General features: G+C 73.6%; 11 protein-coding genes. 8 read left to right on the top strand and 3 right to left on the bottom strand.

Annotation, left to right across the window (positions count from 1 at the left end; all coding sequences use genetic code 11):
- The first annotated feature begins 220 nt into the window (after positions 1–220).
- The 4 genes from GA0074694_RS02435 (at position 221) to glmM (ending at position 4212) form a co-directional block, all read left to right on the top strand.
- Positions 221–1603 carry an MFS transporter gene (locus GA0074694_RS02435; protein WP_245714518.1) on the top strand — a complete coding sequence of 461 codons (1383 nt, stop codon included), beginning with the start codon at positions 221–223 and terminating at the stop codon, positions 1601–1603.
- Positions 1604–1811: 208 nt separating this feature from the next.
- Positions 1812–2255, top strand: a complete 444-nt coding sequence (rplM, locus tag GA0074694_RS02430) for a 50S ribosomal protein L13 (protein ID WP_091451773.1) — start codon at positions 1812–1814, stop codon at positions 2253–2255.
- 20 nt (positions 2256–2275) lie between these two features.
- The gene (gene rpsI, locus GA0074694_RS02425) at positions 2276–2740 is read left to right on the top strand and encodes a 30S ribosomal protein S9 (protein WP_091451770.1); all 465 of its coding nucleotides are present in this window, start codon (positions 2276–2278) and stop codon (positions 2738–2740) included.
- A gap of 116 nt (positions 2741–2856) precedes the next feature.
- Positions 2857–4212, top strand: coding sequence for a phosphoglucosamine mutase (gene glmM, locus GA0074694_RS02420; RefSeq protein ID WP_091451767.1), 1356 nt, complete (start codon positions 2857–2859; stop codon positions 4210–4212).
- A 139-nt stretch (positions 4213–4351) separates the two neighbouring features.
- Here the strand turns inward: glmM and GA0074694_RS02415 are convergent, their stop codons facing one another.
- On the bottom strand, positions 4352–5557 hold the full coding sequence (locus tag GA0074694_RS02415) for a pyridoxal phosphate-dependent aminotransferase (RefSeq protein ID WP_281189591.1): 1206 nt from the start codon (positions 5555–5557) through the stop codon (positions 4352–4354).
- 172 nt (positions 5558–5729) lie between these two features.
- On the opposite strand from GA0074694_RS02415, the gene glmS reads away from it, so the two are divergent.
- Positions 5730–7637 carry a glutamine--fructose-6-phosphate transaminase (isomerizing) gene (gene glmS / locus GA0074694_RS02410; protein WP_091451758.1) on the top strand — a complete coding sequence of 636 codons (1908 nt, stop codon included), beginning with the start codon at positions 5730–5732 and terminating at the stop codon, positions 7635–7637.
- A gap of 84 nt (positions 7638–7721) precedes the next feature.
- On the opposite strand, the gene GA0074694_RS33530 is transcribed toward glmS, so the two are convergent.
- Both GA0074694_RS33530 and GA0074694_RS02400 read right to left on the bottom strand, forming a co-directional pair.
- Positions 7722–9371: an alpha/beta hydrolase gene (locus GA0074694_RS33530; protein ID WP_091451753.1), complete on the bottom strand. Its 1650-nt coding sequence runs from the start codon at positions 9369–9371 to the stop codon at positions 7722–7724.
- Positions 9368–9682: a hypothetical protein gene (locus GA0074694_RS02400; protein WP_245714517.1), complete on the bottom strand. Its 315-nt coding sequence runs from the start codon at positions 9680–9682 to the stop codon at positions 9368–9370. Before GA0074694_RS02400 ends, GA0074694_RS33530 begins: the two co-directional genes overlap by 4 nt.
- 210 nt (positions 9683–9892) lie before the next feature.
- Between GA0074694_RS02400 and GA0074694_RS02395 the strand changes: the two genes are divergently transcribed.
- From GA0074694_RS02395 to GA0074694_RS02385, 3 genes are all read left to right on the top strand, one after another.
- Positions 9893–11362: an NAD(P)H-hydrate dehydratase gene (locus tag GA0074694_RS02395; protein ID WP_091451748.1), complete on the top strand. Its 1470-nt coding sequence runs from the start codon at positions 9893–9895 to the stop codon at positions 11360–11362.
- Positions 11363–11437: 75 nt separating this feature from the next.
- Complete coding sequence (gene alr, locus GA0074694_RS02390; protein ID WP_091451744.1) at positions 11438–12556, top strand: alanine racemase; 1119 nt, start codon at positions 11438–11440, stop codon at positions 12554–12556.
- Positions 12553–13647, top strand: coding sequence for an alpha/beta fold hydrolase (locus tag GA0074694_RS02385; RefSeq protein ID WP_091451740.1), 1095 nt, complete (start codon positions 12553–12555; stop codon positions 13645–13647). The genes alr and GA0074694_RS02385 overlap by 4 nt, the downstream gene beginning before the upstream one ends.
- Positions 13648–13658: the final 11 nt, after the last annotated feature.

Raw genomic sequence — 13658 nt, 5'->3', positions numbered from 1 at the left:
TTTCCGCGCCGGGTCCCGTTTGTTTCGGCCCTGTCAAGAGCCGCTCACACCGCGCCGGGGCAGCAGATCGGTGCCGGTCGACGCCCGACGCGCCTCACCGCAGCTCCCCGTGGTCCGTGCGCTGCCCGTATCCGTGACGACGCGGAACGGGCACCGACGGGTAACTGCCGCCGCCTAGCGTCCCTGAGCGTCCCGCCCCGAGATGAGAAGGAGCCGCGGCGTGAGCACTCTCAGCACCACCGCACCGGTCACCGACACCGCTGCGCGACCGGGCCGCCGGCACCGGCTCGACGACTGGCGGCCGGAGGACCCGGAGTTCTGGCGTACCACGGGGGCGCGGATCGCCCGCCGCAACCTGTGGGTGTCGATCCTCGCCGAGCACGTGGGCTTCTCGGTGTGGAGCCTCTGGTCGGTCACCGTGCTGTTCCTCGGTCCCGAGTACGGCATCGACCCGGCCGGGAAGTTCCTGCTCACCGCCGTACCGGCCGCGCTGGGCGCGACGCTGCGCCTGCCGTACACCCTGGCGGTGGCCCGCTTCGGCGGGCGGAACTGGACCATCGTCAGCGCGCTGCTGCTGCTGGTGCCGGCGGTGCCGATGACGGTGCTGCTCGAACCGGGCGTGTCGTACGCCACGCTGATGGTGCTCGCCTGCCTCACCGGCGTCGGCGGCGGCAACTTCGCCTCCTCGATGGCGAACATCAACCTCTTCTTCCCGGAGCGGCTGAAGGGAAAGGCGCTCGGCCTCAACGCCGGCGGCGGCAACCTGGGCGTGCCCGCGGTACAGCTGGTCGGACTGGCGGTGCTGGCCACCGCCGGGGCCGGGTACCCCCGCCTGGTGCCGGCGGTCTACCTGCCGCTGATCGTGCTGGCGGCGCTGGCGGCGGCGCGGTGGCTGGACAACGTGCCGGCGGCGCGCAACGAACCGGGGGCGCTGCGGGAGGTCGCCCGGGAACCGCACACCTGGGTGATGTCCCTGCTCTACATCGGCACCTTCGGCTCGTTCATCGGTTTCGGTTTCGCCTTCGGCCAGGTGCTCCAGATCGAGTTCGCCGACCGTTTCGCCACTCCGGTCGACGCGGCCTGGCTCACCTTCCTCGGCCCGCTGGTCGGCTCCCTGATCCGGCCGGTCGGCGGCCACCTCGCCGACCGTTACGGCGGGGCCCGGGTGACGTTCTGGAACTTCGTCGCGATGGCTGGCGGCGCGTCGCTGGTGCTGTACGCGGCCCGCGAGCGGTCGCTGGCGCTGTACCTGACCGGGTTCCTGGCCCTCTTCGTGACCAGCGGAATCGGCAACGGTTCGACGTACAAGATGATCCCGGCGATCTTCCGGGCGCGGGTGGCGGCCGAGGTGGCCGGTGGGCGGCTCGACCCGACCGACGCCGAGCGCCGGGCACGCCGGCTGACCGGGGCGCTGATCGGCGTCGCCGGGGCGGTGGGCGCCTCCGGCGGGGTGCTGGTGAACATCGCCTTCCGGCAGTCGTTCCTGACCTGGCGGAGCGCGGACGCCGCGTACCTGGCGTTCATCGGCTGTTACGCCGTGTGCCTGCTGGTGACCTGGCTGGTCTACCTGCGTCCGGGGAGCCGACGGCTCGCCGGGGTGTGATTCACGCCACGTGCCTGCCGGTTGTCGCGCGGCACCGACCCCGTTTTGACCCGCGTGCCGGCCGCCGGGTATCGTTGCCTGCTGTTGTACGACATTCAGCGGCGTACCGCTTCAGGTACGCTTGGTCGTTCGTGCGCGCTGGTCCGGCCTGGAACCCCTGGTCACCTCGGCGCGCGACCCCAGACCGACGACGAGACAAGGTAGACCTGTGCGTACGTACAGCCCGAAGCCGGGTGAGATCGAGCGTCAGTGGCACGTCATCGACGCCTCTGATGTCGTGCTGGGCCGCCTGGCCACCCACGCCGCCACGTTGCTGCGTGGTAAGCACAAGCCGACTTTCGCGCCGCACGTCGACACGGGCGACTTCGTCGTCATCGTCAACGCCGGCAAGGTCGCGTTGACCGGCAACAAGCGGCAGCAGAAGGTCGCCTACCGCCACTCCGGCTACCCCGGTGGTCTGAAGCAGGTCGGTTACGAGGAGCTGCTGACCAAGCGTCCGGAGCGTGCCATCGAACTGGCCGTCAAGGGCATGCTGCCGCACAACAAGCTCGGCCGTCAGCTGATCAAGAAGCTGAAGGTCTACGCCGGTGCCGAGCACCCGCACGCCGCGCAGCAGCCGGTGCCGTTCGAGATCAAGCAGATCGCGCAGTGAGCGCGGGCGAAGGAAGCAGCATGACCGACATCACCGAGACCGAGGTTGGCGTCGAAGCCACCGAGGCGCCGGCGCCCGTCGCCCGCGCGCCCCGCGGTGACCGCCCGATCCAGACCGTGGGCCGCCGCAAGGAGGCCATCGTCCGGGTGCGGATCGTCCCCGGCAGCGGCAAGATCACCTGCAACGGCCGCGACCTCGAGGCCTACTTCCCGAGCAAGGTGCACCAGCAGCTCATCAAGGACCCGCTGGTCACCGCCGAGAAGCCCGAGGCCTTCGACGTGATCGCCAACCTGCGGGGCGGCGGCACCACCGGCCAGGCCGGTGCGCTGCGCCTGGCCATCGCCCGGGCCCTGATCGTCAACGAGCCGGACGACCGCCCGGCGCTGAAGAAGGCCGGCTTCCTCACCCGGGACGCCCGGGTCAAGGAGAGCAAGAAGTACGGTCTCAAGAAGGCCCGTAAGGCTCCGCAGTACTCGAAGCGCTGATCAGCGTCAACACCTTGTACGTCTGACGGACGGCCGGTCCGCCTCCCCTCGAATCCGGGGAGGTGGACCGGCCGTTCCGCTTTCTGGTATGAACCGTTTCCTGGAGGTTGACGGGTATGGGTCGGTTGTTCGGCACGGACGGCGTACGCGGGCGGGCGAATGTCGACCTCACACCTGAACTGGCACTGGCGGTGGCGGTTGCCGCCGCGCACACGCTCGCCGAGTCGGATCGCAGTCATCCGCCGCTGGCCGTGGTGGGTCGGGACCCACGGGCCAGCGGCGAGATGCTGGAGGCCGCGGTGGTGGCCGGGCTGACCAGCGCCGGCGCCAACGTGGTGCGGGTCGGCGTGCTGCCCACCCCGGCGGTGGCGTACCTGACCGCCGAGGCCAAGGCCGACCTGGGTGTGATGCTCTCCGCGTCGCACAACCCGATGCCGGACAACGGCATCAAGCTCTTCGCGGCCGGCGGGCACAAGCTGCCCGACGAGATCGAGATCCAGATCGAGGGCGCGGTCGAGGCGAACGCCACCACCGCCTGGGACCGGCCGACCGGCGCCGGGATCGGGCGGGTGCACGACCTGCTGGACGGGGCCGACCACTACGTGCAGCACCTGATCGGCACGGTGCCGCACCGGCTCGACGGGATCAAGGTCGTCGTCGACTGCGCCAACGGCGCGGCGGCCGACGTCGCCCCGGTCGCGTACCGGGAGGCGGGTGCCGAGGTCGTCGCGATCAACGCCGAGCCGGACGGACTCAACATCAACGACGAGTGTGGCTCGAACCACATCGACGCGTTGCGTGCCGCCGTGGTCGAGCACGGCGCGCACCTGGGCATCGCCCACGACGGCGACGCCGACCGCTGCGTCGCGGTCAGCGCCGACGGTGACGAGGTCGACGGCGACCAGATCATGGCGATCCTCGCGCTCGCCATGCGGGACGCGGGCACGCTCACCCAGGACACCCTGGTCGCCACGGTGATGAGCAACCTCGGCCTGCGTCTGGCCATGTCCGCCGAGGGCATCCGGCTGATCGAGACCAAGGTCGGCGACCGGTACGTCCTGGAGGAGCTGCGCGCCTCGGGCCTCGCCCTCGGCGGGGAGCAGAGCGGGCACATCGTCATGCCGGCGTACGCGACCACCGGCGACGGCGTGCTGACCGGGCTGCACCTGATGTCCCGGATGGCCGCGACCAACCGGAGCCTGGCCGAGCTGGCCTCGGCGGTGACCAAGCTGCCGCAGGTGCTGATCAACGTGCCGGTGGGTGACCGGACGGTCGGCGCGGGCGCGCCGGCCGTGCTCGCCGAGGTCGAGCGGGCCGAGGCGGAGCTGGGCGGCACCGGCCGGGTGCTGCTGCGGCCCTCCGGCACGGAGCCGCTGGTGCGGGTGATGGTCGAGGCCGCCACCCAGCAGGCCGCGCAGGCGGTCGCCGAGCGTATCGCCGCCGAGGTCCGCACCGCCAGCCCCACCACCTGACCGTCCGCCGCCGGTCCGGTGGTCGACGTGGAGTCCGCCGGCCCGCCGGTGGTCCACGTGGAATGCGGTGTGTCGGGGTGTTCCGTCGACCGGAAGCCCCGACATGCCGCAGACCAGTCCCGGCCGGGACCCGCCCGGTCTAGCCGGTCGGGGTGGCGAGGGTGCGCAGGCGGCTGACCGCCTCGGTGAGCACCTCGGGCCGCTTGCAGAAGGCGAACCGGATCAACGGGCGACCGGCGGCGACGTCGTCGTAGAAGACCTGGGTGGGAACGGCCACCACGCCGCAGCGCTCCGGCAAGAGGCGGCAGAACTCCACACCGTCGGTCCCGCCCAGCGGGGTGATGTCGGCGGTGACGAAGTACGTCCCCTCCGGGGTGAGCACGTCGAAGCCCGCCCCGGCGAGCCCGCCGACGAGCTGGTCGCGGCGTTGCCGCAGGTCCTCGGCGAATCCCGTGAAGTAGCTGTCCGGCAGGGCCAGCGCCACCGCCACCGCCGGTTGCAGCGGGGCGGCGTTGACGAAGGTGAGGAACTGCTTCACCCGTAGCAGCGCCGACACCAGTGCGGCCGGGCCGCTCGCCCAGCCGACCTTCCAGCCGGTGCAGGAGAACGTCTTGCCGGCCGAGGAGATCCGCAGCGTACGCTCCCGCATCCCGGGCAGGGTGGCCAAGGGGACGTGCCCGGTGCCGGTGAAGACGAGATGCTCGTAGACCTCGTCGGTCACCGCGTACGCGCCGTGTTCCTGGCACAGCTCGGCGACCAGGCGCAGTTCGTCGGGGGTGAAGACCTTGCCGGTGGGGTTGTGCGGGGAGTTGAGCAGGACCAGCCGGGTCCGGGGGCCGAACGCGGCGCGCAGCGCGTCCGGGTCGAAGGCGTACCGGCCGTCGGTGTCCGGGCGCAGGGTCACCGGCCGGCGGACCGCCCCGGCCAGCGCGATCGACGCGGCGTACGAGTCGTAGTACGGCTCGAAGCAGACCACCTCGTCACCGGGCTCGCAGAGGGCGAGGATCGCCGCCGCGACCGCCTCGGTGGCGCCGGCGGTGACCACGATCTCGCCGTCCGGGTCGTACTCCAGTCCCCAGAAGCGGCGCTGGTGGGCGGCGATCGCGGTGCGCAGCGCCGGGATGCCCGGACCGGGCGGGTACTGGTTCTGGCCACCGCGCAGCGCGTCGACGGCGGCGGCGAGCATCTCCGGGGGGCCGTCGCTGTCCGGGAAGCCCTGTCCGAGGTTGACCGCGCCGGTCCGCACCGCCAGGGCGGACATCTCGGCGAAGATGGTGGTGCCGAACGGACGCATCCGGGCCACCAGGGGATCCGTGGGCACGTCGGCATTCGTGGTCGTCGTCACGGCGGTCAGCCTACGGGCTGCCCACGACGCCTCACGTCCCCGTGCGGGGGCAGGGCCGGTGCCCTGATCTGTCCCCACCGTCCCGCGATGCGGCCGGATCGCTCAAGTTCGGTGAGCGATAACCCCCGTTCCGCGCAGGCATGGTGAGCGAAACTGGGTTAGGCTGCGGTCCATGTGTGGAATCGTGGGTTACGCCGGCGCGCGCCCGGCGCTCGGCATCGTGCTCGACGGGCTGCGGCGGCTGGAGTACCGCGGCTACGACTCGGCAGGCGTCGCCGTCGTGTGCGGGGAGGAACTGCTGACCGAGAAGAAGGCCGGCAAGCTGGCCAATCTGGAGAAAGTCCTGGCCGAACGGGCCAGCGCGGACCCGACCGGCTGCCGGGCGGCCGGCATCGGCGACGGCACGACCGGCATCGGGCACACCCGCTGGGCCACCCACGGCGGGCCGACCGACCGCAACGCCCACCCGCACCTCTCCCCGGACAACGGGGTCGCGGTGATCCACAACGGCATCATCGAGAACTTCGCCAAGCTCCGCACCGAGCTGGAGAACGACGGGGTCACGTTCGCCAGCGACACCGACACCGAGTGCGCCGCCCACCTGCTGGCCGCCGCGCTGGCCGAACTCCGCGCCGCCGGTGAGCCGGACGGACCGGCGCTGCTGGCCGCCGCCATGCGAGCGGTCTGCCAGCGCCTGGAGGGGGCGTTCACGCTGCTCGCCGTCGACGCCCGGGTGCCCGGCGCGGTGGTCGGCGCCCGGCGCAACTCGCCCCTGGTGGTCGGCCGGGGCGACGGGGAGAACTACCTGGCCAGTGACGTCGCCGCGTTCATCGAGCACACCCGGGAGGCGGTCGAGCTGGGGCAGGACCAGATCGTCCTGATCACTCCGGACAGCATCGAGATCACCGACTTCGAGGGGCGGCCGGCCAGCGGCAAGGACTTCCACATCGACTGGGACTCCTCCGCCGCCGAGAAGGGCGGCTACGACTGGTTCATGCTCAAGGAGATCGAGGAGCAGCCGCAGGCGGTCGCCGACACCCTGCTCGGCCGGCTCACCGAGACCGGCGAGATCATGCTCGACGAGGTACGCCTCAGCGACCAGGACCTCCGCGACGTCGACAAGATCTTCATCGTCGCCTGTGGCACCGCCTACCACTCCGGTCTCGTCGCCAAGTACGCCATCGAGCACTGGACCCGGATCCCCTGCGAGGTGGAGCTGGCCAGCGAGTTCCGCTACCGCGACCCGGTCCTCGACCGGTCCACGCTGATCGTGGTGATCTCGCAGTCCGGCGAGACCATGGACACCCTGATGGCGCTGCGGCACGCCAAGGAGCAGAAGGCCCGCGTGCTGGCCATCTGCAACACCAACGGCTCCACCATCCCGCGCGAGTCCGACGCGGTGCTCTACACCCACGGGGGGCCGGAGATCGCGGTCGCCTCCACCAAGGCGTTCCTCACCCAGCTCGTCGCCTGCTACCTGATCGGCCTGCACCTGGCCCAGGTGCGCGGGGTCAAGTTCGCCGACGAGGTGGCCGCCGTGGTGGACCAGCTCCACCAGATGCCCGGCAAGCTGCGCGAGCTGCTCGGCCGGATCGAGCCGGTCCGGGAGTTGGCCCGCGACCTGAAGGCGGAGCCGACCGTGCTGTTCATCGGCCGGCACGTCGGCTACCCGGTCGCCCTGGAGGGTGCGCTCAAGCTCAAGGAGCTGGCGTACATGCACGCCGAGGGGTTCGCCGCCGGTGAGCTGAAGCACGGCCCGATCGCGCTGATCGACAAGGGCACCCCGGTGATCTGCATCGTGCCGTCCCCGGTCGGCCGGGGCATGCTGCACGACAAGGTCGTCTCGAACATCCAGGAGGTTCGCGCCCGCGGGGCCCGGACCATCGTGATCGCGGAGGAGGGCGACCACGCCGTCGTCCCGTACGCCGACCATCTGATCTACGTGCCGCGCACCCCGACGCTGCTGGCGCCGCTGGTCACCACCGTCCCGTTGCAGGTGCTCGCCGCCGAGATCGCCGCCGCCCGGGGACACGACGTCGACCAGCCGCGGAACCTGGCCAAGTCGGTCACCGTCGAGTAGCGACCACGACGCCCGTCCGGCCCTCTTCCGCCCGCGCGGGAGGGGGCCGGACGTCGTCCCCGCCTGTGTGTGAGGGCCGGCGGCTCACCGTCCCAGCACGACCCGGGCCATGCCGTCCAGGGCCGGGTTGGCCGGATCCCAGTAGCCGGTGTGGCCGTACCGGCCGCTGGGGAAGGTGCGCCCGCCGAAGCCCGGGTCGGTCGGATCGCGACCGAACCAGAGGTCGTCGTCGGGCCGCCCGACCACGTCCCCGGCCAACCAGGGCAGGGCCGCGCCGACCGCCGCCCGCCCGGCCAGCTCGACCGGCGGCCGGACCAGGCCGATCACGTCGTCGGCGGCGGTGCTCGCCCAGACCTGACCGGGCGGCATGCGCAGGTCGGCGGCGTGGTCCACCCCGACACCGGGGGAGCCGACGAAGACCAGGGCGTCGGCGGCCAAGCCGTGTTCCCGGGCGGCGGTGCCGACCACCAGCGAGCCGTAGCTGTGCCCGAGAACGGTCTGCCGGGCCGGCGGCCCCTCGTGGGTCACCCGCAGCCCCTCCTGGAACCGGTGCAGCCCGGCGGTGGCGTCCTCGGCCTGCCCGGCCCGGTACGCCTCGTGGACGAAGTCCGGGGCGTCGTAGTCCAGCCAGAGCACCGCCGAGGTCTCCCCGCCCGGGTCGAGCGCGGTGGCGCGGGCCGCGACCCGGGCCGCTCGCCCCAGTTCGCCGTCGGCGTCGGCCAGGTCGGCGGTCATCCCCGGCACGTAGGTGAGCACCCGGTCGGCCCGGTCCGGGTTGCCGAGCGCGACCACCGTCCGCCCGTCGCCGGTCGGATCCAGCCCGAGCAGGTACGCCCGTGGCGCGTCGCCCGTGCCGGGCGCGGCCAGCCGGTCGGTGAGCGTGGCGAGCCCGGCCAGCACCGCGTCGAGCCGGGCCACCCCGGCCAGCTCCGCCGGCCCCCGGGGCACCCGGCGCAGCAGCTCCCGTCGCCGGGCCAGCAGCCGTTCCCGGTGGTCGTCGAGGAGCAGCCGGTTCGCCTGGTCCCGCGCGGCCGCGGGCACCCCGTCCAACCGGCCGATCCGGGCCGGCTCATACACCACCAGCCAGCGGCGCTGGGCCGGGGTCAGCCCGTCCCACCAGCGTCGGACCAGCGCCGGCTCGGCACCCGGCGACGGCCGGTACGCCGGTGGCGGCGTCACCCAACCGGCGCGTGCGGCGGCGGTCAGCTCGCCGAGCCGGGCGGTCGCCTCCCGGTCGGCCGCCTCGGCCAGGGCGAGCGCGTCGCCGATCTCGGTCGAGAGCCGCGCCGCCTCGGCCGCCCGGTCCACCGGTCGGGTGACCCGAGCCGGGGCCGGCCCGGCCTCCCGTCCCACGGTCGCACCCGGCGGGACGGATGCGGTGGCGGGCACGGTGACCCGCCCGTTCCGGTCGATCCCGAGCCCCGCCGCGTCGATCCGGGCCACCGCGCCGGCCAGTCGTGCCCGTGCCCGCCGGAGCCGGGTGGCGAACTCGGTGAGGACCTGATCCACCTCGATCGGCACCGGGGAGACCGAGACCAGTTCCGCCCGCAGGCTGGCGAGCCGGTCGCCGGCCGCCCCGGCGGCGGTGCCGGCCCAGGCGTCCCGGAGCCCGGCGGCCCCGGCCGAGAGCCCGGCGGCGCGGCGGTCCACCAGGGCGTCCACACCGCGCCAGGCGGCTCCGGTCCGCTCCCAGGCTGCCGGGTCGGTCGTCCAGAGCCGGACGTAGCCGTTCACCGGGCCGGGGTGGGCAGCCGGCGGGCGGCCCGCTCGTCGGTCGTGGCGTACCGGTCGGCGGCGGTGCTGACCGCCGTGGCCGTGTCGGCCAACCGGCCGCCGAGCGCCCCGAACCAGGTGTGCACCGCCGACTCCAGCTCGGACAGTGCCTGTGCGTTGTGCCACCGGGGTTCGGTCAGGGCCAGCCCGGGCACCCCGGCCAGCCCGTGTCCCAACGGGTACGCCTCGGCGGCGAGCCGGCCGGCGACGGTGCGCAGCGCCGGCAGGTCGACGGTCAGGGGCGCTCCGCCCGATCCACGTGCTCCGTCCACGAGGCAACCTCCCGCTCGACGACCCCGATGCGCCCTGACGCTAGGGCCGGCGGGACAGTCGCGGAACCGGCTGTGGACAACCGGTGCCGGCGGGACCCGGGCTCTGTCCACAGGTATTGCCCGCAGTGGGACCGACGGTTACCCTCCGCGCCGCTAGGGTTGGTTGCTGATCGTGCGCTGACCAGAGCGCACTGGAAGGTGACGGTGCGGATGAGACCGGTGTGGCGGGTCGGCGACGTACGGGCGGCGGAGGCGGGGCTGATGGCCACCCTGCCGGCGGGCACTCTGATGGCGCGGGCCGCCGCCGGGCTGGCCCGCCGCTGCGCGCTGCTCCTCGCCGACCGGGGCGGGGTGTACGGCGGGCGGGTGCTGCTGCTGGTCGGCAGCGGCGACAACGGCGGCGACGCCCTTTTCGCCGGAGCGCACCTGGCCCGTCGGGGCGCGGCGGTCGAGGCACTGCTGCTCAGCCCCGGACAGGCGCATGCGGACGGACGTGCCGCACTCCGGGCCGCTGGTGGCCGGACCGTCGACGACCTGCCCGCCCGGGCCGACCTGGTGCTCGACGGCATCGTCGGCATCGGCGGGAGCGGCGGGCTCCGGGAGCCGGCGGCGCGGCTGGTGCAGCGGCTCGGAAACCTCCGTGGCCGGGACGGCGGGCGGGCCACCGTGGTCGCGGTGGACGTGCCCAGCGGGGTGGCGGTCGACACCGGCCACGTGCCGCACGACACCGCCGGCCGCCCGGGCGCGCTGCGCGCCGACGTGACGGTGGCCTTCGGCGCGCTCAAGCCGGCCCTGGTGGTCGGGGACGCGGCGGCGTACGCCGGCCAGGTCGAGCTGGTCGACATCGGGTTGGGTCCCTGGCTGCGCGGTACTCCGGTGCTGCACGTCACCGAGTTCTCCGACGTGGTGGACGACTGGCCCCGGCTCGGCCCGAGGTCGGAGAAGTACACCCGGGGGGTGGTGGGGGTGGCCACCGGATCGGCGACCTACCCGGGCGCGGCGGTGCTCTCCGTCGCCGGTGCGCTCGCCGGGCCGACCGGTCTGGTCCGGTACGCCGGCACCGCCGCCGCCGAGGTGCTCCACCGCCATCCGTCCGTGATCGCCACCGGGCGGGTGGCCGACGCCGGGCGGGTACAGGCGTGGGTCTGTGGTTCCGGGCTCGGCACGGGTGCGGAGGCTGCGGCGGAGCTGCGTACCGTGCTCGCCGCACCGGTGCCGGTCGTGCTCGACGCGGACGCGCTGACCATGCTGGTCGACGGCTCGATGGCGGATCGGCTGCGGGACCGGGACGCCCCGATCGTGGTGACCCCGCACGACCGGGAGTACGCCCGGCTCTGCGGGGAGGAGCCGGGTGCCGACCGGGTCGGCGCGGCCCTGCGGCTGGCCGCCTGGATGAACGCGGTGGTGCTGCTCAAGGGGGACCGCACGGTGATCGGTACGCCGGCCGGGCGGGCGTACGTCAACCCGACCGGCACCCCGGTCCTGGCCACCGGTGGCACCGGCGACGTGCTGGCCGGACTGCTCGGCTCGCTGCTCGCCGCCGGCCTGCCGGCCGAGCGGGCCGCCGCGCTGGCCGCGTACCTGCACGGGCTGGCCGGTCGGGAGGCGGCCCGGCACGGCCCGGTGACCGCGCCCGACGTGGCCGCCGCGCTCCGCCCGGTGCTGGCCGGACTCGGCTGACCCGGTGGTGCCCCGGCCGGAACTCCTTCGGCGGCGCTGGAGCACGTCGATCACCGTGGTCAGTAGGCTGGGGCCATGTGGCAGGCCGAGGTACGGGTTGATCTTGACGCCATCCGGGAGAACGTGGCGCGGCTGCGCTCCGGCACCAGCGCCGAGCTGATGGCGGTGGTCAAGGCCGACGGGTACGGGCACGGCATGCTCCCGGCGGCCCGCGCGGCGCTCGACGCCGGGGCGACCTGGCTCGGGGTCTGCACCCTGGACGAGGCGCTCACCCTGCGCCGGGCCGGGATCACCGCGCCGGTGCTGGCCTGGCTGCTCAGCCCCGGACTGCCGCTGCACGAGGGGGTGGCCGCCGACGTCGACCTCTCCGCGGCCAGCGTCAACCAGCTCGACGAGATGACCGCCGCCGCCCGGCGGGTGGAGCGACCGGTCCGGCTGCATCTCAAGATCGACACTGGGCTCTCCCGGAACGGCGCGACCGTCGCCGACTGGCCGGCGCTGCTGGAGGCCGCCGCCAAGGCACAGGCCGACGGCCTCGTCGAGCTGGTCGGTGTGTGGAGCCACTTCGCCTACGCCGACTCACCCGGCCACCCGACCATCGATCGGCAGATCACGGTCTTCCACGAGGGGCTGGACATGGTCGAACGGGCGGGACTGCGCCCCCGGTACCGGCACCTGGCCAACTCGGCGGCCACCCTGACCCGTCCCGACACCCACTTCGACCTGGTCCGTCCCGGCCTGGCGGTCTACGGCCTCTCCCCGGTGCCCGGCGAGCGGTACGGCCTGCGTCCCGCCATGACCGCCCGGGCCCGGGTGACGCTCACCAAGCGGGTTCCCGCCGGGACCGGTGTCTCGTACGGCCACACCTACACCACCGACCGGGAGACCACGCTGGCCCTGGTGCCGGTCGGCTACGCCGACGGGGTGCCCCGGCACGCCTCGAACACCGGCCCGGTCCGGCTGGCCGGGCGGAACCGGACCATCGCCGGCCGGGTCTGCATGGACCAGATCATGATCGACTGTGGCGACGACCCGGTCGCGGCGGGCGACGTGGCGGTCCTCTTCGGCAGCGGCGCCGACGGCGAGCCCACCGCCGACGACTGGGCCGAGGCGGTCGGCACCATCAACTACGAGATCGTCACCCGGTTCGGCGGCTGCCGGGTCGCCCGGGTGTACGACGGCGAGCGGACATGACCTCCCTGCTCGGCCGGGTGCCCCGGCCGCGTACCGCCGCCGGGAAGGCCGCCGGCCTGGTCGGCGCGGCCGTCGGGGTGGCCGCCGCCGGGCTCGCGGCCGGGGTGGCCACCCAACGGGTACTGGTCCGCCGGTACAAGGCCGACCCCACCAACCGGTACGCCGACGAGATCTTCGGCCAGCAGCGGTCCGACGAGTCGTTCCGGATGGAACTGCCCGACGGCACCGACCTGCACGTGGAGGTGGTCGAGCCCACCGCGCCGGCCGCCGGGCGGCCCACCGTCGTCCTGGTGCACGGGTTCTGCCTGGACATGGGGACCTTCCACTTCCAGCGCAAGCTGCTCGCCCAGCGGGGCGAGCACCGGATCGTCGCGTACGACCAGCCCGGTCACGGCCGCTCCGGCAAGCTGGAGAGCGGCGAGTACGACCTCACCGCGCTCGGCCACGCGCTGCGGCGGGTGATCGACCGGACCACCCCGGACGGGCCGCTGGTGCTGGTCGGGCACTCGATGGGCGGCATGACCATCATGGCGTTCGCCGAGCTGTACCCGGAGATGTTCGGTGACCGGGTGATCGGGACGGTGCTGATGGCCACCTCCGGCGGACTGCTCGCCGAGACCAAGCTGGTCGCCCCGGCGTTGCTCGGCCGGGTCGGCCCGCCGGTGCTCTACATGGTCAACACCACCACCCGGTACGGCGGCACCATCATCGACAAGGCCCGCCGCTCCACCTCGAACGTGGCCTGGCTGCTCACCCGCCGGTACGGCTTCGGCACCCCGAAACCGAGCCCGGCCCTGGTGTCGTACGTGGAGGAGATGAACTCGCACACCTCGGCCGACACGGTCACCCGCTACCTGCGTACCCTGGCCACCCACGCCCGCCACCCGGCGCTCGCCGCGCTGGCCGGCACCCCGGTGCTCGTGGTGGCGGGCGAGAAGGACATGATCACGCCGGTGACCCACTCGGAGGAGATCGTGCGTCGCCTGCCGCACGCCGAGTTCGTCCGGATCCCGGACAGCGGGCACGTGGTGATGCTGGAGCACGCGGACGAGGTCAACGCCGCCCTGATGGACTTCCTGGAGCGACTTTGACTTTTTCCCCC

This window comes from Micromonospora inyonensis (genome assembly GCF_900091415.1).
GTDB classification, from domain to species: Bacteria; Actinomycetota; Actinomycetes; order Mycobacteriales; family Micromonosporaceae; genus Micromonospora; species Micromonospora inyonensis.
This window is presented reverse-complemented; position numbering and strand designations above follow the sequence as displayed.

Bases quoted from the DNA above. Each gene is read 5' to 3' on its own strand.
- rpsI (WP_091451770.1), top strand. From the start codon at position 2,276: ATGACCGACATCACCGAGACCGAGGTTGGCGTCGAAGCCACCGAGGCG.
- GA0074694_RS02385 (WP_091451740.1), top strand. From the start codon at position 12,553: ATGACCTCCCTGCTCGGCCGGGTGCCCCGGCCGCGTACCGCCGCCGGG.
- alr (WP_091451744.1), top strand. From the start codon at position 11,438: ATGTGGCAGGCCGAGGTACGGGTTGATCTTGACGCCATCCGGGAGAAC.
- glmS (WP_091451758.1), top strand. From the start codon at position 5,730: ATGTGTGGAATCGTGGGTTACGCCGGCGCGCGCCCGGCGCTCGGCATC.
- GA0074694_RS02395 (WP_091451748.1), top strand. From the start codon at position 9,893: ATGAGACCGGTGTGGCGGGTCGGCGACGTACGGGCGGCGGAGGCGGGG.
- glmM (WP_091451767.1), top strand. From the start codon at position 2,857: ATGGGTCGGTTGTTCGGCACGGACGGCGTACGCGGGCGGGCGAATGTC.